The organism is uncultured Sphingomonas sp. (genome assembly GCF_913778135.1).
Lineage (GTDB): Bacteria > Pseudomonadota > Alphaproteobacteria > Sphingomonadales > Sphingomonadaceae > Sphingomonas.
In genome coordinates this window covers 21,078-39,813 of record NZ_CAJYVU010000035.1, presented here as the reverse complement: position 1 = coordinate 39,813, position 18,736 = coordinate 21,078, and the positions used below count along the sequence as shown (strand labels likewise).

At 68.5% G+C, this 18,736-nt stretch carries 23 protein-coding genes; 11 read left to right on the top strand and 12 right to left on the bottom strand.

Annotated features, from left to right (window positions below; genetic code table 11):
* Both QZ847_RS03490 and QZ847_RS03485 read left to right on the top strand, forming a co-directional pair.
* Positions 1-1,031, top strand: a 1,031-nt coding sequence (locus tag QZ847_RS03490) for an argininosuccinate synthase (protein WP_294353082.1), incomplete at its 5' end; no start/stop codon positions are given.
* 118 nt (positions 1,032-1,149) lie between these two features.
* The gene (locus QZ847_RS03485) at positions 1,150-2,811 is read left to right on the top strand and encodes a hypothetical protein (protein WP_294353079.1); all 1,662 of its coding nucleotides are present in this window, start codon (positions 1,150-1,152) and stop codon (positions 2,809-2,811) included.
* A 9-nt stretch (positions 2,812-2,820) separates the two neighbouring features.
* On the opposite strand, the gene QZ847_RS03480 is transcribed toward QZ847_RS03485, so the two are convergent.
* The 4 genes from QZ847_RS03480 to QZ847_RS03465 all read right to left on the bottom strand — a co-directional run bounded on the left by QZ847_RS03480 (position 2,821) and on the right by QZ847_RS03465 (position 5,541).
* A complete protein-coding gene (locus QZ847_RS03480; protein WP_294353077.1) occupies positions 2,821-3,951 on the bottom strand; it encodes a GNAT family N-acetyltransferase in 1,131 nt (376 codons plus the stop codon).
* 142 nt (positions 3,952-4,093) lie between these two features.
* Positions 4,094-4,564, bottom strand: a complete 471-nt coding sequence (locus tag QZ847_RS03475; RefSeq protein ID WP_093003620.1) for a RidA family protein — start codon at positions 4,562-4,564, stop codon at positions 4,094-4,096.
* A 33-nt stretch (positions 4,565-4,597) separates the two neighbouring features.
* Positions 4,598-5,245 carry an HAD family hydrolase gene (locus QZ847_RS03470; RefSeq protein WP_294353076.1) on the bottom strand — a complete coding sequence of 216 codons (648 nt, stop codon included), beginning with the start codon at positions 5,243-5,245 and terminating at the stop codon, positions 4,598-4,600.
* The gene (locus QZ847_RS03465; protein WP_294353074.1) at positions 5,242-5,541 is read right to left on the bottom strand and encodes a DUF3572 domain-containing protein; all 300 of its coding nucleotides are present in this window, start codon (positions 5,539-5,541) and stop codon (positions 5,242-5,244) included. The genes QZ847_RS03470 and QZ847_RS03465 overlap by 4 nt, the downstream gene beginning before the upstream one ends.
* 40 nt (positions 5,542-5,581) lie before the next feature.
* Here QZ847_RS03465 and QZ847_RS03460 point away from each other — a divergent pair, with 40 nt between their 5' ends.
* A complete protein-coding gene (locus QZ847_RS03460; protein WP_093003614.1) occupies positions 5,582-5,944 on the top strand; it encodes a response regulator in 363 nt (120 codons plus the stop codon).
* 115 nt (positions 5,945-6,059) lie between these two features.
* Here QZ847_RS03460 and rpmG read toward each other — a convergent pair whose 3' ends face one another.
* Positions 6,060-6,227 carry a 50S ribosomal protein L33 gene (rpmG, locus tag QZ847_RS03455; protein WP_019516727.1) on the bottom strand — a complete coding sequence of 56 codons (168 nt, stop codon included), beginning with the start codon at positions 6,225-6,227 and terminating at the stop codon, positions 6,060-6,062.
* 208 nt (positions 6,228-6,435) lie between these two features.
* Here rpmG and QZ847_RS03450 point away from each other — a divergent pair, with 208 nt between their 5' ends.
* The 4 genes from QZ847_RS03450 to QZ847_RS03435 all read left to right on the top strand — a co-directional run bounded on the left by QZ847_RS03450 (position 6,436) and on the right by QZ847_RS03435 (position 8,189).
* A complete protein-coding gene (locus tag QZ847_RS03450) occupies positions 6,436-6,765 on the top strand; it encodes a hypothetical protein (RefSeq protein WP_294353072.1) in 330 nt (109 codons plus the stop codon).
* Positions 6,766-6,822: 57 nt separating this feature from the next.
* Complete coding sequence (locus QZ847_RS03445) at positions 6,823-7,377, top strand: TMEM165/GDT1 family protein (RefSeq protein WP_294353070.1); 555 nt, start codon at positions 6,823-6,825, stop codon at positions 7,375-7,377.
* 139 nt (positions 7,378-7,516) lie between these two features.
* Positions 7,517-7,957, top strand: a complete 441-nt coding sequence (locus QZ847_RS03440; protein ID WP_294189947.1) for a DNA starvation/stationary phase protection protein — start codon at positions 7,517-7,519, stop codon at positions 7,955-7,957.
* A gap of 46 nt (positions 7,958-8,003) precedes the next feature.
* Positions 8,004-8,189, top strand: a complete 186-nt coding sequence (locus tag QZ847_RS03435) for a DUF1328 family protein (protein WP_294353068.1) — start codon at positions 8,004-8,006, stop codon at positions 8,187-8,189.
* A 7-nt stretch (positions 8,190-8,196) separates the two neighbouring features.
* On the opposite strand, the gene QZ847_RS03430 is transcribed toward QZ847_RS03435, so the two are convergent.
* Both QZ847_RS03430 and QZ847_RS03425 read right to left on the bottom strand, forming a co-directional pair.
* Positions 8,197-9,030 (bottom strand): metallophosphoesterase, encoded by an 834-nt coding sequence (locus QZ847_RS03430; protein ID WP_294353065.1) that lies wholly within the window; start codon positions 9,028-9,030, stop codon positions 8,197-8,199.
* 77 nt (positions 9,031-9,107) lie between these two features.
* Positions 9,108-10,010 carry an NAD(P)/FAD-dependent oxidoreductase gene (locus QZ847_RS03425; protein WP_294353064.1) on the bottom strand — a complete coding sequence of 301 codons (903 nt, stop codon included), beginning with the start codon at positions 10,008-10,010 and terminating at the stop codon, positions 9,108-9,110.
* Positions 10,011-10,114: 104 nt separating this feature from the next.
* Here QZ847_RS03425 and QZ847_RS03420 point away from each other — a divergent pair, with 104 nt between their 5' ends.
* The 3 genes from QZ847_RS03420 to QZ847_RS03410 are packed head-to-tail and all read left to right on the top strand — an operon-like array spanning position 10,115 to position 13,109.
* Positions 10,115-10,570 carry an Rrf2 family transcriptional regulator gene (locus QZ847_RS03420; protein ID WP_294353062.1) on the top strand — a complete coding sequence of 152 codons (456 nt, stop codon included), beginning with the start codon at positions 10,115-10,117 and terminating at the stop codon, positions 10,568-10,570.
* A 57-nt stretch (positions 10,571-10,627) separates the two neighbouring features.
* Positions 10,628-12,247, top strand: coding sequence for a cisplatin damage response ATP-dependent DNA ligase (locus tag QZ847_RS03415; RefSeq protein ID WP_294353060.1), 1,620 nt, complete (start codon positions 10,628-10,630; stop codon positions 12,245-12,247).
* 28 nt (positions 12,248-12,275) lie between these two features.
* Complete coding sequence (locus QZ847_RS03410) at positions 12,276-13,109, top strand: DMT family transporter (RefSeq protein ID WP_294353058.1); 834 nt, start codon at positions 12,276-12,278, stop codon at positions 13,107-13,109.
* Positions 13,110-13,127: 18 nt separating this feature from the next.
* On the opposite strand, the gene QZ847_RS03405 is transcribed toward QZ847_RS03410, so the two are convergent.
* The 4 genes from QZ847_RS03405 to recQ all read right to left on the bottom strand — a co-directional run bounded on the left by QZ847_RS03405 (position 13,128) and on the right by recQ (position 16,032).
* Positions 13,128-13,298, bottom strand: coding sequence for a hypothetical protein (locus QZ847_RS03405; RefSeq protein ID WP_177171508.1), 171 nt, complete (start codon positions 13,296-13,298; stop codon positions 13,128-13,130).
* 47 nt (positions 13,299-13,345) lie between these two features.
* A complete protein-coding gene (locus QZ847_RS03400; RefSeq protein WP_294353053.1) occupies positions 13,346-13,678 on the bottom strand; it encodes a hypothetical protein in 333 nt (110 codons plus the stop codon).
* Between the two features lie 25 nt (positions 13,679-13,703).
* Complete coding sequence (locus QZ847_RS03395; protein ID WP_294353052.1) at positions 13,704-14,165, bottom strand: TIGR01244 family sulfur transferase; 462 nt, start codon at positions 14,163-14,165, stop codon at positions 13,704-13,706.
* Positions 14,166-14,262: 97 nt separating this feature from the next.
* A complete protein-coding gene (gene recQ, locus QZ847_RS03390; RefSeq protein ID WP_294353050.1) occupies positions 14,263-16,032 on the bottom strand; it encodes a DNA helicase RecQ in 1,770 nt (589 codons plus the stop codon).
* Between the two features lie 104 nt (positions 16,033-16,136).
* Between recQ and QZ847_RS03385 the strand changes: the two genes are divergently transcribed.
* Positions 16,137-16,409 carry a GNAT family N-acetyltransferase gene (locus QZ847_RS03385; RefSeq protein WP_093003927.1) on the top strand — a complete coding sequence of 91 codons (273 nt, stop codon included), beginning with the start codon at positions 16,137-16,139 and terminating at the stop codon, positions 16,407-16,409.
* 46 nt (positions 16,410-16,455) lie between these two features.
* Here the strand turns inward: QZ847_RS03385 and QZ847_RS03380 are convergent, their stop codons facing one another.
* Positions 16,456-18,714, bottom strand: a complete 2,259-nt coding sequence (locus QZ847_RS03380; protein WP_294353048.1) for a M3 family metallopeptidase — start codon at positions 18,712-18,714, stop codon at positions 16,456-16,458.
* Positions 18,715-18,736: the final 22 nt, after the last annotated feature.

Genomic DNA, 18,736 nt, shown 5'->3' with positions numbered 1-18,736 from the left:
TCTACATCGACGACCTGCGCGAGGAGTTCGTGCGCGATTTCGTGTTCCCGATGATGCGCGCGAACGCGCAATACGAGGGGCTGTACCTGCTCGGCACCTCGATCGCGCGGCCGCTGATCTCCAAGCGACTGATAGAGATTGCGCGCGAGACCGGCGCCGACGCGGTGGCGCACGGCGCGACCGGGAAGGGCAACGATCAGGTGCGCTTCGAGCTGTCGGCCTATGCGCTCGACCCCGACATCAAGGTGATCGCACCGTGGCGCGAGTGGGATCTGAACAGCCGCACCAAGCTGATCGAATGGGCCGAGGCCCGGCAGGTGCCGATCCCGCACAACAAGCGCGGCGAGGCGCCATTCTCGACCGATGCGAACCTGCTCCACACCTCTAGCGAGGGGCTGGTGCTGGAGGATCCGTGGGACGAGGTGCCCGACTACGTCTACTCGCGCACGGTCAACCCGGAGGATGCGCCCGATCAGCCGGAGACGATCGAGATCGAGTTCGAGCGCGGCGACGGCGTCGCGTTGAACGGGGAGCGGATGAGCCCGGCGACGCTGCTGGAGGCGCTCAATGAACTGGGGCGCAAGCACGGCATCGGGCGGCTCGATCTGGTCGAGAACCGCTTCGTCGGGATGAAGAGCCGCGGGATGTACGAGACGCCGGGCGGCACGATCTACCTTGAGGCGCATCGCGGCATCGAGGCGATCACGCTCGATCGTGGGGCGGCGCATCTGAAGGACGAGTTGATGCCGCGCTACGCCGAGCTGATCTACAACGGCTTCTGGTTCTCGCCCGAGCGCGAGATGCTGCAGGCGGCGATTGATCTCAGCCAGGAGAAGGTGTCGGGTACGGTGCGGTTGAAGCTGTACAAGGGGTTGGCGTCGGTGACGGGGCGCAAGTCGCCCAACACGTTGTATTCGGAAAAGGTCGTGACGTTCGAGGACGATCAGGGCGCGTACGACCAGCGCGACGCGGCCGGGTTCATCAAGCTGAACGCGCTTCGCTTGCGTTTGCTTGGGCGGCGCGATCGGTGATCGCGCCTGGCGGTTTGCTGGGATCGGGCGATCGCTGACGCACGCGGGCGGGTCATGAGTGCCCGCCCGGTTACGACAGCCTTGCGGGCACACCCCTGTCGCCCGTAAGGCGCTGCATATGGACGCGGGGGTGCGGCTTCATTGGTGGCAGACCAGGTGGTTCGTCGTCGCGGCGGCGCTGATCGCGTGCGTGCCGCTGATCTGGCCCGACATCCCGCCGATCGTCGATTTGCCCGGGCACATGGGGCGCTACCGCGTCCAGCTCGACCGCGGTGCGCACGCGTGGCTGGCGGATTGGTACACCTTCCGCTGGTCGCTGATCGGTAACCTGGGCGTCGACCTGCTGATCGAGCCGCTGGCGCCGATCATCGGGCTGGAGCCCGCGGTCAAGCTGATCGTGATGGCGATCCCAGCGCTGACGGTCGCGGGGCTGTTGTGGATCGCGCGCGAGGTGCAGGGGCGTATCCCCGCGACCGCGCTGTTCGCGCTGCCGCTCGCTTACGGTTACCCGTTCCAGTTCGGGTTCGTGAACTTCGCGCTGTCGATGGGGCTGGCGCTGTGCCTGTTCGCGCTGTGGCTGCGCATGGCGCGGCTGGGCCGATTGCGGCTGCGTGCGGCGGTGTTCGTGCCGCTGTCGTGCCTGTTGTGGGTCTGCCACACGTTCGGTTGGGGCGTGCTGGGCGTGCTCGCCTTCTCGGCCGAGATGATCCGCCAGCATGACCTGAGGAAGGACCGCCAGTCGGGGCATTGGGTCGAGAGCTGGGTGCGCGCAGGTCTGGGCTGCGTGCCGCTGGCGTTGCCGATGGTGCTGATGGTCGCGTGGCGATCGGGCGCGGATGTCACCGGGCAGACCGCCGACTTCTTCTATTGGCGCACCAAGATCATGTGGGTGCTGATGGCGCTGCGCGATCGATGGCTGTGGTTTGACGTCGCGTCGGTCGCGGTAATCTACCTGGTGCTGTTCAAGGCGCTGCGCGATCCGCGGATCACTTATTCAAGGCATCTGGGGCTGTCGGCGCTGTTCATGCTGGCGGTGTTCATCGCGCTGCCGCGGATCGTGTTCGGGTCAGCCTATGCCGACATGCGGCTGGCGCCGTTCATGCTGGCGATCGCGGTGATCGCGATCCGGCCCAAGCCCGGCATGACCTTCCGCCACGCGAGCGTGCTGGCGGCGGTCGGCCTCGCATTCTTCCTGGTACGGATCGCCGGCACGACGGTGAGTTTCGCCATGTTCGATCGCGATTACGACGAAGAGCTGGTCGCGCTCGACCACGTGCCGGTCGGTGCGCGGCTGCTATCGTTCGTCGGGCATAATTGCCACAACGACTGGCGGATGAGCCGGCTGGAGCACATGCCCGCGCTCGCGCTCGAGCGGCGGCTGGCCTATACCGACGACCAATGGTCGATGGCGGGCGGGCAGTTGATGACGGTCCGCTATGATGCGGCGGGTGCTTATTCGCACGATCCGACGCAGATCGTGACGCCGGTCCGCTGCCGCGGCGAATGGTGGCGCCCGGTCAACTTCGCGATCGGGCGGCTGCCGCGTGACGCGTTCGATTACGTCTGGCTGATCCGTCCGCCCAAGTACGACCCGCGCTTTGCGCCCGGACTGCTGCCGGTGTGGAAGTCGCCGACGAGTTCGTCGGTGCTGTTCCGCATCGATCACGCGGTGCCCGCACCGCAAGCGACCGACGAGGAGCTGGGCATCCCGCACTATATCGTCGAGTTCATGCGGCGGCGGCGCGAACGGTTGATCGCGACCGGGGCGATCGGGAAGTAGCGGACGCGGTCAGCCGCGCTTGAACGGGGTCATCTGTTCGAGGAAGTGCTGGTCGCTCTCGACCGCGGCGCGTTCGCGGACCAGGAAGTCGGACACGGCGCGGCGGAAACCGGGATCGGGGATGAAGTGCGCCGACCAGGTGGGCACGGGGGAATAGCCACGAGCGAGCTTGTGCTCGCCCTGCGCGCCCGCCTCGACCGTCTTCAGCCCGCGCGCGATCGCGGCGTCGATCGCCTGATAATAACACAGCTCGAAATGGAGGAAGGGCACGTCCTCGGTGCAGCCCCAGTAGCGGCCGTAGAGCGCGTCGGCGCCGATCAGGTTGAGCGCACCCGCGATCGGCACGCCGTCGCGCTCGGCGAGGATCAGCAGGACGCGGTCGCCCATCGCCTCGCCCAGCAGCGGGAAGAAGGCGCGTTTGAGGTACGGCGTCCCCCATTTGCGGCTGCCAGTGTCCTGGTAGAAGGTCCAGAACGCGTCCCACTCGCGCCGCCCGATCTCGCTGCCGGTCAGGTGGCGGATCGTCAGGCCCTCTACGGCCGCTGCGCGCTCCTTGCGGATCGCCTTGCGCTTGCGGCTGGCGAGCGCGGCGAGGAAGTCGTCGAAGGTCGCGTAGCCGTCGTTCTGCCAGTGGAACTGCGTGCCCTCGCGGATCAGCCAGCCCGCGGCCTCGAACAACGATAGCTGATCGGGTGAGACGAAGGTGGCGTGCGCGCTGGAGAGTTCGTGCTGGCGGGTGACGGCCTCGATCGCGGCGATCAGCGACGGGGCGGCGGCGGGGTCACGCAGCAGCAGGCGCGGGCCGGGGACGGGCGTGAAGGGCGCAGCGACCTGTAGCTTCGGATAATAGTCACCGCCGGCCCGTTGCCACGCGTCGGCCCAGGCGTGGTCGAAGACGTATTCGCCCTGACTGTGGCTTTTGCCATAGGCGGGGGCGACCGCGATCGGGGTGCCGTCGTCGCCGTCGATGACGAGCGGGATAGGTTGCCAGCCGGTGCGCTGCCCGACGCTGCCTGAATCTTCCAGTGCCTTGAGGAAGGCGTGGCTGACGAACGGGTTGGCCGATCCGGCGCAGGCGTCCCACTGATCGGCGGGGATGGCGGCGACGCCGTCGGCGATCCGTGCGGTGATGGCGGTCATTGCGCGCCAAGATAGGGGCGCGGGCAGGTGAGGGGTAGGGGGGCAAGCGGCGACGCGATGCCGAGCTTGGGTACGATGTGAAAAGGGGCGGCCGCTACGTGCGCGACCGCCCCTTCCTGTTCTCCTGCTCGAACCTAGCGGATCAGAGCGAGCGTTCGATCTCGACGATGGCGTCGACCTCCACCGCGGCGCCGAGCGGCAGGACGGCGACGCCAACCGCGGAGCGCGCGTGCTTGCCGGCGTCACCGAACAGCGCGGTCATCAGGTCGGACGCGCCGTTCGCGACCTTGGGCTGGTCGGTGAAGTCGGGGGTGGAATTCACGAACACGCCGAGCTTCACGACGCGCTTGACGTGGGCGAGGTTGCCGAGGTGCTGCTTGATCTGCGCGACCAGCATCAGCCCGCAGGCGCGCGCGGCCTCCTGACCCGCCTCAAGGCTGACGTCGTCGCCCAGGCGACCGGTGATGATCTGGCCGTCCTTGAACGGAAGCTGGCCCGAGATGTGAAGCAGCCCGCCCGCCTCGACGATCGGCGTGTAGGAGGCGACGGGAGCGGCGGCCTGGGGCAGTTCGAGCCCGAGGTCGGCGAGTTTGCGGTCGATCTGGTCGGTCATGGCTTCGCGGATTGGGCGCGGCGACACGAGAGGTCAAGTGGTGGCGAGCGCCTCGATCGGCGGCGCAGGCTCGGCGGCGGCGAAGCGTGCCGCGATCCACGCCTGACCCTGCTGCCAGTCGTCGATGCGCGCGTGCGCGTGCGCGGCGGGGGCAATGCCGGCGGCGAGTTGCGGTTCAGAGACCATGTGGAGCCGCCAGACATCGGGCGCGTGGTCGGCGACCGATTGGTGATGGACGGGCAGATCGTCGACGAACACCGCGACGCTGGGTGCGTATTCGGCGACGAGCGCGGCGACGGGCGTGCCTTTGCCGCCCTGGTTGCAGACGACGCGGTGCGGGATGCCGAAGGCGGCGAGCTGTTCGACGCGGTGCGTCTGGCATTGGTCCTGCAGGTTGGTGAGGATCACCACGTCGGCTTCACGAGCCAGCGAAGCGATCGCTTCGCGTGCGTGGGGCACGATCGTCTGGCGGTGCATCTGGTCGGGGAAGAAGCCGTGGAGAAAATCCCACATCTCCTGCTGGGTCAGCGGCTCACCGGTGCGGCGGCGCATGTTCTTGGCGAGTTCCCACGAGTTGTAGGAGAAGTCGACCTCGTGCTCCTGATCGAGCCAGTCGGCGAAATGGCGGACCATGTGCACGAGCACTTCGTCGCAGTCGGTGATGAGAAGGGGACGGGTCATGCATGCTCCAGCGTCGCGCGCGCGGCGACGAGGGTTTCGGGACGGGTGCCGAGGTCGTCGGCGCAGGCGACGAGATCGGGTTCGTAGCTCTCGAGATAGGTGAGCACCGCGGCGAGGACGGCGGGTTCGCCCAGCCGCTCGCGCAGGTCGCCGGGGGCGAGGCCGGTGAGCGTGAGCAACCGCCCGGCGCGGTCGTCGTCCGACAGCACCCAGGCGAGCGCAGACAACGCCAGCGCGGCGGCGGCGTCAGGGTCCCCCATTGCGCCGGTCTTCGCATTTGTCAGGGGCGTGCGCATTGCCTATCTCTTGAGTGTGTCGATGGGGGTTAATGAACACGTGGCGAAAAGGGTGCTCGTTGTCGAGGACAACGAACTGAACCTGAAGCTGTTCTGCGACCTGCTGCGCGCGCACGAGTTCGCCGCCGAAGCGGTGCGCGACGGACGCGAGGCAGTGGCGCGCGCGCGCGAAGTGATGCCCGACCTGATCATCATGGACATCCAGATGCCGCACGTCACCGGGTACGAGCTGATCCTGGAATTGAAGGCGGACGAGACGCTGAGGCACATCCCCGTCATGGCGGTGACGGCCTATTCGGGGCGCGAGGACGAGGAGCGTATCCGCGCGGCAGGAGCCGAGGCGTATGTGTCGAAGCCGATCAGCCTTGCGCGGTTCATGCAGGCGGTGGGGGCGCTGGTTTAGTTGTTTCCTCTTCCCGCTGGGAAGAGGGCTAAAGACGCCAAAAACCGCAGTGGATCGCTCCACCGCGGTTTTGCATCATGGCGTAACCTGCGGCGGCGCGGGGCCGCCGGCGTGATTACTTGATCTTGGCTTCCTTGAAGTCGACGTGCTTGCGCACGACCGGGTCATACTTGCGGAACGACAGCTTCTCGGTCTGGGTACGGGGATTCTTCTTGGTCACGTAGAAGAACCCGGTGTCGGCCGAGCTGACGAGCTTAATCTTGACGGTGGTCGGCTTTGCCATGACCGTATCCTGTGCGAATAGAAAACAAAAAGCGGCGAGGCGTGCCCGCTGGGCTGCCTTGCCGCGTCTGGTGGGGCGAATGACGGATTCGTGACCCCAAGTCAAGGCATCTCCGTGGGCGATTGGTCCGGCGTCCGGTGGCGCGGTTTAGCCGGCCGTTAACCGCGGCGCGCGCATGATGCGGGCAAGAGGCGGAGAGGATGCCGAGATGAGCACGGAGCAGCAGCGGGCGGGAACGGGCGACGCGGGCGCGATCAGGGCCGATCTGGCGCGGCGCGTCGCGGCGATCGAGTGGCGCAGCGGCCCGGCGCGGCTGGTGGACGAGGTCGACCAGATCCGCCGCATCGCGCGCGCGAACGGCATGTTGCCCGCGCTGGTGGTCGCGCAGCAGCTGGAGCGCGCACTGGCACGCGGCGATCACGGTCCGATCGTCCATGCCTGGCTGTCGATGCTGGGCGAGGCGGTATCGAGCGAGCGGCAGGACGCCGCCGCCTCCGATGCCTTTGCCGCGGCATGCCAGGTGCGGTTCGCGGCGTGAGGCGCGTGTTCTGCGACCGGGTTCGTACCGGGGCGCGCTGACGCAGTGGACGCATTGATGGCGGCGATCGTGCTGGGCGCGATCACGCAGATGTCCGACAAGACGCCGTGGCTGGCGGCGATCTTCGCCGATCGGTTCAGGCGGCCTGCGCTGGTGGTGCTGGCCGCGGTGCTGGCGCTGACGCTCAACTACGCGATCGGTGTTGCGGCGGGGCTGGCGGTGACGGCGCTGCTGACGCCCGAGGCGCGGTTGCTGCTGCTGGCGCTGGCGCTGGTGCTGGCGGGTGTGGGGACCGGGTTTCGGATGAAGCGACCCGACGCGGTGGAGGGGTGGCGGACGGGGGCGGCGTTCACCAGCATCGCGGGGCTGGCCATCATGGCGTTCGGCGACCGAATGCAGTTCATCGTCGCCGCACTCGCCGGGCGCAGTACCTTGCCGTGGGCGGCCATGGTCGGCGCGGTGTTGGGCGCGAGCGCGGTCAACGTCGTCGCGATCACGTTGGGGGAAGAGGCGTGGCTGAGGCTGCCGTTGAAAGCGTTGCGCGTCGCGGCGGCGGCGATCCTGCTGGTCGCGGGGGTCGTGATCGGGTTGAACGCGCTTCGTCTGCTGTGACCGGCTTGGTGTAGTTGGGGAGCCATTCGGCGGCGGGCTCGTTGTGGAAGCGAAACCACCTCATCAACGGAGACACAGCGCCGTGGCCGACATCGACCCCAAGCTCGCTACCCCGACCGACCTTGCCCGCAACGACACGATGACCGCGGCCGACGCGCTGAACGTCGCGCTGGCGGACTGTTTCGCGATCTATCTGAAGACCAAGAACTTTCACTGGCATGTCTCGGGCCCGCATTTCCGCGACTATCATCTGATGCTCGACGATCAGGCGGCGCAGATCCTTGGCGTGACCGATGCGATCGCGGAGCGCGTGCGCAAGACCGGGAACACGACGCTGCGCTCGATCGGCGACATCAGCCGGCGCCAGCAGGTGGCCGATAACGACCGCGAGTTCGTGTCGCCCGACGACATGCTGGCCGAACTGCGCGAGGACAACCTCAAGCTGGTCGAGGCGCTGCGCCGCGCGCGCGAGAAGGCCGAGGAAGCGAACGACACTGCGACGTCGAGCCTGGCGGACGACTGGATCGACCAGGCCGAGGAGCGCGCGTGGTTCCTGTTCGAGGCGAGCCGCAAGGGCTGAGCGCCGCCTCCACTTTCCATCTTCTGACTAATCGGGGGCATTACTCATGCTAAAGCTCGCACTCACGTTTCTCGTCATCGGGCTGGTGCTCGGGCTGCTCGGTTTTGGCGGGCTGGCGGGAACCTTCGTCGGCATCGCCAAGGTGCTGTTCTTTGTCGCGATCGCGCTGTTCGCGATCTTCCTGATCATCGCGCTGGTGACGGGAAAGGCGGTCAAGTCGGCGATCGACTGACGCGCGGCTAGCGCGCCGGGCCGAGCGTCAGCAGCCACAGGTCCGGCGGCGCGCGCCAGCGGACCGGCAGGTCGCTGGTGCCGAGCCCGGCGGTGACGAGGACCTGGTGCCCGCGGTCGTCGATCATGCCGCAGAGATAGCGTTTGTGGGTACGCACGGGCAGGATCGGCGGGCCGATGACGGGCAGCCGGACCTGCCCGCAATGCGTATGCCCGGCGATCATGAAGGGCGCGGCGGCCGGCAGCTTGGTCGCCAGATCGGGCGAGTGGGTGAGCAGGACCGCTGCCCCGCCAATGCTGCGCAGGCCCGCCATCGTGGCCGGCAGATTATCGGCGCGGCTGTAATCGTCGTCGACCCCGCCGATCGCGAGTGGTCCGCGCCGCAGCGCCTGGTTGGCGAGCACGGTCACGCCCGCGCGGGTCAGTGCGGCGCGGACCGCGGCGATGCTGGTGCCGTGATCGTGGTTGCCCGGCACCGCGACGACGCCGAGCGGCGCGCGCAGCCGCGACAGTGCGGCGGTGAGTGGTGCCTCGACCTTCAGCGCGTCCTCCGCACCGTAGCCGTTGATTAAATCGCCCGCGATCAGCACGATGTCGGGGTGGAGTGCGTTGACCTGCGCGACGATGCGCGAAAGCCGCGCCTCGTCCATCGCGATGCTGCCGATGTGGATGTCGCTCAACACCGCCGCGCGGACCGGAGCGGCGCCGGCGGGCCAGTCGCGCAGCCCGACGCGCGCGGTGCGCACTACCGGATCGACGCGCGCGTTCCACACGCCCGCGGCAAAGGCGGCGGCGCCGAGCACGATCACGGCGGTGAGAAGGAGCAGCAGGCGACGACGCATGGCGCGGGGATGTAGTGGCGGCGGGCGGTGGTGCAAGCGCTTCGGCGCTACGCCGTGCTTGCGCTCGGTGGCTGGCTCTACGCGGCTGCTGCGCGAACCCCCGCCTGATGCGCGCCGATGCCCGCGAGTACCCCGGCGGCCGAGGCGAGTGTCGCGTTGTGCATGGGCGTCGCGACATCGCCCGCCGCCCAGACACCCGGCACCGAGGTCGCGCCCCATTGGTCGACCTTGACGAACGGGCCGGTTGGGCCGTCCTCGAGCTCGCAGCCAAGCCGCGCGGCGAGCGGTGTCGAGGGACTGGTGCGCGGCGCGGTGAAGACCGCCGCGACTGTAACGACGCGTCCGTCAGCGAGGCGCACGCCGTCGAGCGCGGGTGCGTCGCCCAGCAGCTCGACCACCGGGGTGCGCTCAACCGTGATGCCGCGCGCGGCAAAGGCGTGAAGCTCGGCTGGCTCGGGTTCGAACTGCGCTTGCGTGAAATAAGTGGTCGGGCCCCAGTCGGGGATCAGGACGGCCTGATGCGCCGACATGGGATGCGCGGCGATGACGCCGAGCGGCAGGTCGCGCATCTCGTACCCGTGGCAATAAGGGCAGTGGAGCACGGTCGCGCCCCAGCGCTCGCTCAGCCCCGGGATCGTGGGCAGTTGATCCGAGACGCCGGTTGCCAGGATCAGCCGACGCGCGTGTCGCTCGCCGCCGCCGGACAGCGCGACCGTGAAGCCGTCCGCGGTCGCCGCAGCGTCGATCGCCTCACCCGAGACGATTTCGGCCGTCGGATAGCGTTCCAGCTGGCAGCGAGCGTCACGCATGATCGCCGCGGGCGCGCGACCGTCGTGTCCGAGGAAGCCGTGCGCCTCGTCGGCGAAACGGTTGCGCGGCGATCCCGCGTCGAGCACCAGCACGTGCTGCCGCGCGCGCGCCAGCTGCAACGCCGCCGACAGCCCTGCGAAACTGCCCCCGATCACGATTGCGTCGTACATCAAACCGTCCTCATGTAATATCAGGAGCTACATGACGCTTTCGAGTGCTATAAGCAACATGCAAAGTTACATGACTGACTGCTCGTGATCGGGGATGAGGGCTGATGGACGCGCGCCTGTCGCGAATGCTGCACCTGTTGATCCACATGGGGCGGATGGAAGGTCCGCTGACGTCGGAAGCGGCGGCGGTGATGCTGGGGACCAATCCGGTCGTGGTGCGGAGGACGATGGCGGGCTTGCGCGAGGCGGGGTACGTCCGGTCGACGAAGGGACACGGCGGCGGGTGGATGCTGACGCGCGGGCTCGACCAGCTCACCATGCTGGACGTGTACCGCGCGCTCGGCGAGCAGCGCGTGTTCGCGCTCGGCCCGGCGGACCCGGCGCCCGCCTGTCTCGTGGAGCAGGCGGTCAACGAGTCGCTGGGTGGCGCGCTGCGCGAGGCGGAGGCGCTGCTGATCCGCCGGCTGTCCGAGGTGCCGCTGTCCGATATCGCAACCGATTTCGAGCAGCGGTTGGCGGCGGTGCCGGGCATTGGAGACGCGGCGGAGAGTCGCACCTAACGGAGGTGGAGAGCTCTTGAACGCGGAGCCGCGCCGCGTGCCGATCGTTACGCCCGCATGCACGCCTTCGCGCAGCTTCTCGACTCGCTGATCTATACAAGGTCGCGCAACGCCAAGTTGAAGCTGATCGGCGATTACCTGCGGGTGACGCCCGATCCCGATCGCGGCTGGGCGATGGCGGCGCTGACGGGGGACCTCGACCTGCCGGGCGTCAAGCCGGCGCTGCTGCGCGCGCTGATCGAGGAACGGTTCGATCCGGTGCTGTTCCGGATGAGCCGCGAATATGTCGGCGATACCGCGGAGACGATCGCATTGCTGTGGCCGACGCCCGAGGGCGTGGTCGAGGCCGAGCCGCTGAGCGTGGCGGCGGTGGTCGACCGGTTGATGCACCTGTCGCGATCGGACGCAGGCGGGGTGCTGGCGGGGATGCTCGACCGGCTTGACGCGGAGGAGCGGTTCGCGCTGCTCAAGATGGCGACGGGATCGCTTCGTGTCGGCGTGTCATCGCGGCTGGCGAAGCAGGCGCTGGCGGACGCGTTCGGGCTCGACGTCGATGCGGTCGAGGAGGTGTGGCACGGGCTCGACGCGCCGTATCCGACGCTGTTCGCTTGGGCGGAGGGGAGGGGCGAGCAGCCGACGCCCGCCGACGTGCCGGTGTTCCGACCGTTCATGCTGGCGCATCCGCTGGAAGACCTGCGCGTCGATTTGTCGGAGTACGTCGCGGAGTGGAAGTGGGATGGTATCCGCGTCCAGCTGGTCCATGTCGTGGATGCGACCGGGCACGGCGAGACGCGGCTTTACAGCCGCACCGGCGACGACGTGACGCGCGCTTTCCCCGACGTGGCGGCGGCGTTCCGCACGCCGGGCGTGCTCGACGGCGAGTTGATGGTGAAAGGCGACGTGCAGGGCGGCACGCTTGAGGACGGCGGGGGCGCGGCGAGCTTCAATGCGTTGCAGCAGCGGCTGGGGCGCAAGGTCGTCTCGGCGAAGATGCTGGAGGAAAGCCCTGCGTTCGTACGGCTGTACGACATATTGTTCGACGGCGAGGAGGACCTGCGTGCGCTCGGCTGGAGCGAGCGGCGTGCGCGGCTGGAGGCTTTTATGCCGCGGCTCGATCCCGATCGGTTCGACCTGTCGGCGGTGGTGGAGGCGGAGGATTTCACCGCGCTCGAGGCGATCCGCATGGGCGCGCGCGATGCGGCGATCGAGGGCATGATGCTCAAGCGCCGCGACGCGCCGTATGTCGCGGGGCGGCGCGCGGGATTGTGGTACAAGTGGAAGCGCGATCCGCTGACCGCCGATTGCGTGATGATGTACGCGCAGCGCGGCAACGGGCGGCGATCGTCCTACTACAGCGATTATACGTTCGGGTGCTGGACCGGCGGGGCGGCGGGCGAGGGCGAGCTGCTGCCGGTGGGCAAGGCGTATCAGGGGATCACCGACGAGGAACTGCGCCAGCTCGACCGGTTCGTGCGGCACCATACCACCAACCGCTTCGGGCCGGTGCGCGAGGTCGAGCGGTCGCTGGTGCTGGAGATCGCATTCGATTCGATCCACGATTCGAAGCGGCACAAATCGGGGCTGGCGATGCGCTTTCCCCGGATCGCGCGCATTCGCACCGACAAGCCCGCGCACGAGGCGGATACGATCGAGGGCCTGCGCAAGCTGGTGACGTGAAGCGGAACGCGTGGCACGCTGCTATGCCGTGACGCCTTTCACCCTCGCCGCCGTGCTGATGATCGTGTCGGGATCGGTGCACGCGGTTGTCAACGCCATCGTCAAGGGTGGGCGCGACAAGATGGCGGCGCGTGCGCTGACCGACGGCGCGAGCGCGCTGATCCTGCTGCCGGTGCTGCCGTTCGTCGCGCCGCCGGTGGGTGCGTATTGGTGGCTGGCGGCGAGCACGGCGGCGCATCTGATCTACCTTTTTGCGCTGATCCGCGCGTTTGAGCAGGCCGATCTGAGCGCGGCCTATCCGGTGCTGCGCGGGACGGCGCCGCTGCTGACCGCGGTGGTCACGATCGGATTGCTGGGCGAGCCGGTGCGCGCGGCGCAGGTGGCGGGAATCGCGCTGATCGGCGCGGCGATGCTGTTGCTGGTCATGGGTCGGGATCTGGGACGCGGGGCGCTTGGCTGGTCGTTGCTGACCGGGTGCACGATCGCGCTCTACACGGTGATTGACGCGCACGGGGTTCGCGCGGCGCCGTCGCCGGCGAGCTATATCGTGTGGCTGTTCGTGGCGATGGGCGTGGGCGTGACCGCGATGTTCGCGCTTCTGTCGCGCGGGCGGATCATCGCGAGCGTCGGGACGCAGTGGCGCGCAGGCGTGGTCGCGGGGGCGCTGTCGATCGTGACCTACGGCGCGGCGTTGACGGCGTTCGCGCTGGGGCCGACCGCGCCGCTTGCCGGCCTGCGCGAGACGGGGATGGTGACGGCGCTGCTGATCGGGGTGCTCGCGCTCGGCGAGCGGGTGAGGGTGCAGCGCGCGGGCGCGGTGGCGGCGATCCTGGGCGGGGCGGCGCTGATCCTTGCGGGATAAGCGCCGCTCTCCTGGTGCCTAGGCGAAGTCGCCGAGGTCCTCGGCCGGTTTGTCGGGGAGGCCGGAGGCGTCGTCGTCGAGCGGCGGCTGTTCGGGGTGGGCGACGGGATCGGCCTCGGTCGGGGTGACGCCGGTCTGGTCGGGGTCGTGCTCGCCGTGGTCGGGTAGGGGATCGGGGGTGCTGGCCATGATCTGCTCTCCTGTGTGGGGTGCGAACGCGTGGAGAGCGGGGAAAGTTACACTTCTTCCGGCTGTGGTTGGCCGAGGCGACGGACGTCGAGCGCGCTGATGCCGATGAGCGTGACGGTGCCGAAGCGGCGATCGCCGTCGATGACGATGCCCTCGAACGTCTGGCGCAGCGCGGTCCAGGGAACAAGGCAGGCGAGCGGGCGTGCGCCGCGAAGGCGGACGGCGAGCACCTGTCCCGCGGCGTCGATCGCCAGCCCCGCGCGACCGTCGTTGGAGACGAGCGCGTCGGTGGCGGCGAAGGCGACGGGGGTTTCCGCGATCGCGGCGATCACCTCGTCGGGCGAGCGGAGCAGGCGGTTGGGGCGGCCGAACCCGAGCATTACGCGAGCCTCAACGCGGGCGCGGTCACTGCTCGCCGCCACTCCGGCTACCGTTACTTTGGTCCGGCGAGACCGCGTCCATCAGCGGGCGCAGCCCGTTCAGGTCGTAGCCGGCGGCGGCGCCTTGCTCGACCAGCGTGTCGTGATCCTCGCCGAGCCCGGCTTGTGCGAGCGCCCAGAGATTGCACGAGCGCGTGCCCGAGCGGCAATAAGCGAGGACGGGGCCGTTCGCCTGCGCCATCGCGTCGATCATCGCAGCGACCTGCGGGTGCGAGAAGCCGGCATGGGTGACAGGGATCGCGGTGTAGGCGAGCCCGGCGTCCTCCGCCGCGGCGCGGATCGCGTCGCCGCTGGGCTGCGCGGCTTCCTCGCCGTCGGGACGGTTGTTGACGATCGCAGTGAACCCGGCGGCCTTGATCGCGGGGATGTCGGCTGGGTCGATCTGGGGCGAGACGGCGATGCGCGCGTCGATGCGGCGGATGTCCATGCGGTGCGCGATAGAAGATGACGGGGCGATCGTCACGAGCCTTGTGTGGGTTTGATCGGCCGCCGTTATTCTCGATCAAGCGAGAGTGGCGGGCCTGTCAGGCGTGCTCGCGGATGACTTGGAGGAAGGCGTCGCCGTAGGCGTCGAGCTTGCGCTGGCCAATGCCGGTGATGCGGCCAAGTGCCCAGCCGTCGCGCGGGCGCGCCTCCGCCATCTCGCGCAGCACCGAATCGTGGAAGATGACGTAGGGGGGCACGCCCTGTTCCTTGGCGAGGTCGCGGCGGCGCGCGCGCAATGCCTCGAACAGCGGATCGTCGCTGGGGTTGGCGGTCGCGCCCGAACTGCTCCCACGGCGGCGTTTGGGGCGGGCGGGAGCCTCAAGCAGCGCGACGTCGGTTTCGCCTTTTAGGATCGCGCGCGCGGCGGGGCCGAACTCTAGCCCGCCGTGCGGGTTGGTGCGCAGCGCGTCGCGTAGCAGGAGCGCGCGGCCGACCGGCTTGAGAAGCGCGGCGTCGTCGCCCTCGACGATGCCCCAGACCGAGAGCTGCTCGTGTCCGTTCATCAGGCTGCGCTCGCTCGACTTCGCGGTCAGCACGCTCTCGATATAGCCCGAGCCGAACATCTGCCCGGTGCGGAACACGGCGGACAGATATTTGCGCGCGACCTCGGTCGCGTCGGTCGCGCGCGGGGGCGAGAGGCAGTTGTCGCAATTGCCGCAGGTGGCGGGCGGGTGCTCGCCGAAGTGACGCAGTAGGATCGCACGGCGGCAGCCGGCGGTCTCGACCAGTGCGCCCAGGCTGGCGAGGCGCTGACGCTCACCGGCGTGGCGTTCGGGCTCCATCTCGGCGATGCGCTGTCGCGCGCGGGCGAAATCCTCCGCGCCCCAGAACAGGTGCGCGACGCTGGGATCGCCGTCGCGGCCGGCGCGGCCGGTTTCCTGGTAATAGGCCTCGATCGACTTGGGCAGGCCGGCGTGCGCGACGAAGCGGACGTCGGGCTTGTCGATGCCCATGCCGAAGGCGACCGTCGCGCACATCACCATGTCCTCCGACGCGACGAAATCACGCTGGTTCTTGGCGCGGATCGCCGGGTCTAATCCGGCGTGATAGGCGCGGGTCGGGCGGCCGGTGGCGGCGAGTGCGGCGGCCATCTTCTCGGTCGCGGCGCGCGTCTGGACGTAGACGATGCCGGGCCCGCGCGTGTCGCGCACCACGTCGGCGATCTGGCGAGTGAGGTTGTCCTTCGGCTGGATCGTGTAGCGGATGTTGGGGCGATCGAAGCCGGCGACGATCATGCCCTCGGCCGGGATGCCGAGCTGTTCGAGAATGTCGGCGCGGGTGTGCGCGTCGGCGGTCGCGGTGAGTGCGAGGCGCGGTACGTCCGGGAAACTGTCGAGCAGCGGGCGCAGCAGGCGGTAATCGGGGCGGAAATCGTGGCCCCATTCGCTGACGCAATGCGCCTCGTCGATCGCGAACAAGGCGAGCGGCGACCTCGACAGCAGGTCGCGAAAGCTCGCGTTCGAGGCGCGTTCGGGCGCGACGTAGAGCAGGTCGAGCTTGCCGTCGCGGAAGCGCTGGATCGTCTCGGCGCGGTTTTCATCGACGCTGGTGAGCGTCGCGGCGGCGAGGCCGACCGCTTCGGCGGCGCGGAGCTGGTCGTGCATCAGCGCGATCAAGGGCGAGACGACGACGCAGGTACCCGGCAGCATCGCGGCGGGCAGCTGATAGGTCAGCGACTTGCCCGCGCCCGTCGGCATCACGGCGAGCGTGCGCTGGCCCGCGAGGGTGCGGTCGACCACCTGCCGCTGGACGCCGCGGAAGTCGGGAAAGCCGAAGATGCGTTGTAGTTCGAGCCGGGGGTCTTGCACGGCTTCCCTATCGGGATTGCGGTGGGCGCGCGCAACAGGCTGGCGGGGCGGGGCGTTGGGGTGCGCGACGAAGCGGGCGCGTGCCCGCGGGCGAAGGAGCCGAGATGAAGAGCGTGATCGACAACAAGGCCGAGCAGGAATTCGAGCTGACCGTGGACGGCTATCGCGCGGTCGCCGCGTATCAGCTGGAGGGCGACACGATCGTGTTCACGCACACCGAGGTGCCGCCCGCGATCGAGGGGCGCGGGGTGGGATCGAAGCTGATCCAGGCGGCGCTCGATTCAGCGCGCGATCGCGGGTTGAAGGTGGTGCCGCAATGCCCGTTCGTGCGGGCGTATATGGATAAGCACCCCGAGATGCGCGACATGCTGGGGTGAGGTGATCTCCCCTCCCGCACGTGGGAGGGGAGATCGGTCGGTGCGGTTACTTGCCGATCTTGCCCGGTGCGGCCGGGCGCGGCGCGGGGGCGGTCGGGACCGGGCCGTCGCTGTTGGGCGTCGCGCCGGACGAGGGCGCGATCCGCGAGCCGTCGGCGTTCAGGCCCAGGTCGGCGAGGAGCGGCGCGACCTGCGGATCGGCGCCATTGAAGGCGCGGAACATCGGCGCGTAGTCCATCGTGTGCCCGCGCGACAGGATCATGTCGCGGAAACGCTGACCGTTGGCGCGCGTCATCCCGCCGTGCTGCTCGAACCAGTTGAACGCGTTGGCGCTCAGCATCTTGGTCCAGCTGTAGGCATAGTATCCGGCCGAATAGCCGTTGCTCCAGATGTGGAGGAAATAGGGCGAGCGGTAGCGCGGCGGCACGTCGGCGACGTCGAGCCCGGTGGCGGCGAGCGCCTTCTGCTCGAAGGCGTCGGCGTTCTGCTTGCCCTGTGCGGCAGTCAGCGAGTGCCAGCTCATGTCCATCTCGGCCGCGGCGAGTGCCTCACCGAATGAATACCCTGAGTTGAACGTGCCGGCGCGCTTGATCTTGTCGACCAACGCCTGCGGGATGACCGCACCCGTCTTGTAGTTGACCGCGTAGTGCGGCAGCACCTTGGGATCGAGCGCCCAATGTTCGTTGAACTGCGACGGGAACTCGACGAAGTCGCGCGCGGTGTTGGTGCCCGAAACGCTGGGGTAGGTCTGATTCGCGAACAGGCCGTGCAACGCGTGGCCGAATTCGTGGAACATGGTCGTCACGTCGTCGAAGCTGACGAGCGCGGGCTGACCGGCGGCGGGCTTGGTGAAGTTGCCGACATTGTAGATGACCGGCTTGGTGCCGTTCAGCCGCGACTGGTTGACGAAGTTCGACATCCACGCGCCGCCGTTCTTGTTGTCGCGCTTCCAATAGTCGAAGTACATCAGGCCGACCGGCGTGCCGTTTTCCTCGTTCACTTCGTAGACCATCACGTCGTTCTGATAGACGGGGATGTCGGTGCGGCGCTTGAAGGTGAGGCCGTAGAGCTGGTTGGCGGCGTAGAAGACGCCGTCGGTCAGCACCTTGTTGATCTCGAAATACGGCTTCAGCTCGTCCTGGTTGAGGTCGTACTTCGCCTTGCGGACCTGCTCGGAGTAGAAGTCCCAGTCCCAGGGGCGGAGCTGGAAATTGCCGCCGGTCGCCTTGATCTGCGCCTGCAATTCGGCGGCCTCGCGGCGCTGTTCGGCGGCGACCGGGGTTCCGAGCTGCTGCATGAAGCCCAGAGCGGTCTTCGGGTTCTTCGCCATCTGGTCCTGAAGGACGTAGTCGGCCCAGGTCGGGAAGCCGAGCAGCTTGGCCTTTTGCGCACGTAGCAGCGCGATCTGCGAGATCGTGTCGCGGGTGTCGTTGGCATCGCCCTTGTTGGCGCGGTTGATGCTGGCGTTGAACAGCGCCTCGCGCGTGGCGCGATCCTTCATGGTGGCGAGTTCGGGCTGCTGCGTCGTGTTCTGAAGCGTGAGGACGTATTTGCCGTCCATCCCGCGCGACTTGGCGGCGTCGGCAGCAGCGGCGATCTCCGCGTCGGAGAGGCCGGCGAGCTTCGCCTTGTCATCGACGACGAGCGCGCCCGCCTTGGCGGCGGCGAGCAGCTTCTGCTGGAACGCGGTCTCGAGCGTTGAGAGCTGGCTGTTGTACTGGCTGAGCGTCTGCTTGTCGGTCGGCGACAGCAGCGCGCCCGCGCGGACCATGCCCTCGTACGTGAGGGTCAGGACCTGGAGTTGCTCGGGATCGAGGCGGAGAGACTGGCGCTGGTCGTAGAGCGTCTTCACGCGCGCGAAGAGCGCGGGGTCGAGGTTGATCGCGTCCTGATGCGCGGCGAACTTCGGCGCGAGATCGGCCTGCGTCTTTTGCAGCGTGTCGTCGGTGTTGGCGCCGACGACGCCGTAGAAGGCCATGCTGGCGCGTTCGAGCAGTCGGCCCGAGCGCTCCATCGCGGTGATGGTGTTCTCGAAGGTGGGCGCGGAGCGCACGCGGGTGATCGCGTTGATCTCGGCCCGCTGCTGCGCCATGCCGGCGAGGAGCGCGGGGGCGTAGTCGCTGCTCTTGATACGGTCGAACGGGGGCGCCTGGAACGGCAGCGTGCTGGCTTGTGCAAACGGGTTTGAGGCGGGCAGCGTCGTGCTCGCGGCGGCGGCGGGCGCGGCGGTTTGCGCGATCGCGCCACTCGAAAGCAGGGTGGTCGACATCAGCGTCATCAGGGTAGTGGCAGCGAGCAGGCGCATCGTTGTTCCTCTTGAGCGTGTA

What these genes read in the sequence shown, in the direction of transcription:
- QZ847_RS03485 (WP_294353079.1), top strand. Translation starts at nt 1,150, where the DNA reads ATGGACGCGGGGGTGCGGCTTCATTGGTGGCAGACCAGGTGGTTCGTC.
- QZ847_RS03480 (WP_294353077.1), bottom strand. Translation starts at nt 3,951, where the DNA reads ATGACCGCCATCACCGCACGGATCGCCGACGGCGTCGCCGCCATCCCC.
- QZ847_RS03475 (WP_093003620.1), bottom strand. Translation starts at nt 4,564, where the DNA reads ATGACCGACCAGATCGACCGCAAACTCGCCGACCTCGGGCTCGAACTG.
- QZ847_RS03470 (WP_294353076.1), bottom strand. Translation starts at nt 5,245, where the DNA reads ATGACCCGTCCCCTTCTCATCACCGACTGCGACGAAGTGCTCGTGCAC.
- QZ847_RS03465 (WP_294353074.1), bottom strand. Translation starts at nt 5,541, where the DNA reads ATGCGCACGCCCCTGACAAATGCGAAGACCGGCGCAATGGGGGACCCT.
- rpmG (WP_019516727.1), bottom strand. Translation starts at nt 6,227, where the DNA reads ATGGCAAAGCCGACCACCGTCAAGATTAAGCTCGTCAGCTCGGCCGAC.
- QZ847_RS03450 (WP_294353072.1), top strand. Translation starts at nt 6,436, where the DNA reads ATGAGCACGGAGCAGCAGCGGGCGGGAACGGGCGACGCGGGCGCGATC.
- QZ847_RS03445 (WP_294353070.1), top strand. Translation starts at nt 6,823, where the DNA reads ATGGCGGCGATCGTGCTGGGCGCGATCACGCAGATGTCCGACAAGACG.
- QZ847_RS03440 (WP_294189947.1), top strand. Translation starts at nt 7,517, where the DNA reads ATGACCGCGGCCGACGCGCTGAACGTCGCGCTGGCGGACTGTTTCGCG.
- QZ847_RS03435 (WP_294353068.1), top strand. Translation starts at nt 8,004, where the DNA reads ATGCTAAAGCTCGCACTCACGTTTCTCGTCATCGGGCTGGTGCTCGGG.
- QZ847_RS03430 (WP_294353065.1), bottom strand. Translation starts at nt 9,030, where the DNA reads ATGCGTCGTCGCCTGCTGCTCCTTCTCACCGCCGTGATCGTGCTCGGC.
- QZ847_RS03425 (WP_294353064.1), bottom strand. Translation starts at nt 10,010, where the DNA reads ATGTACGACGCAATCGTGATCGGGGGCAGTTTCGCAGGGCTGTCGGCG.
- QZ847_RS03420 (WP_294353062.1), top strand. Translation starts at nt 10,115, where the DNA reads ATGGACGCGCGCCTGTCGCGAATGCTGCACCTGTTGATCCACATGGGG.
- QZ847_RS03415 (WP_294353060.1), top strand. Translation starts at nt 10,628, where the DNA reads ATGCACGCCTTCGCGCAGCTTCTCGACTCGCTGATCTATACAAGGTCG.
- QZ847_RS03405 (WP_177171508.1), bottom strand. Translation starts at nt 13,298, where the DNA reads ATGGCCAGCACCCCCGATCCCCTACCCGACCACGGCGAGCACGACCCC.
- QZ847_RS03400 (WP_294353053.1), bottom strand. Translation starts at nt 13,678, where the DNA reads ATGCTCGGGTTCGGCCGCCCCAACCGCCTGCTCCGCTCGCCCGACGAG.
- QZ847_RS03395 (WP_294353052.1), bottom strand. Translation starts at nt 14,165, where the DNA reads ATGGACATCCGCCGCATCGACGCGCGCATCGCCGTCTCGCCCCAGATC.
- QZ847_RS03385 (WP_093003927.1), top strand. Translation starts at nt 16,137, where the DNA reads ATGAAGAGCGTGATCGACAACAAGGCCGAGCAGGAATTCGAGCTGACC.
- QZ847_RS03380 (WP_294353048.1), bottom strand. Translation starts at nt 18,714, where the DNA reads ATGCGCCTGCTCGCTGCCACTACCCTGATGACGCTGATGTCGACCACC.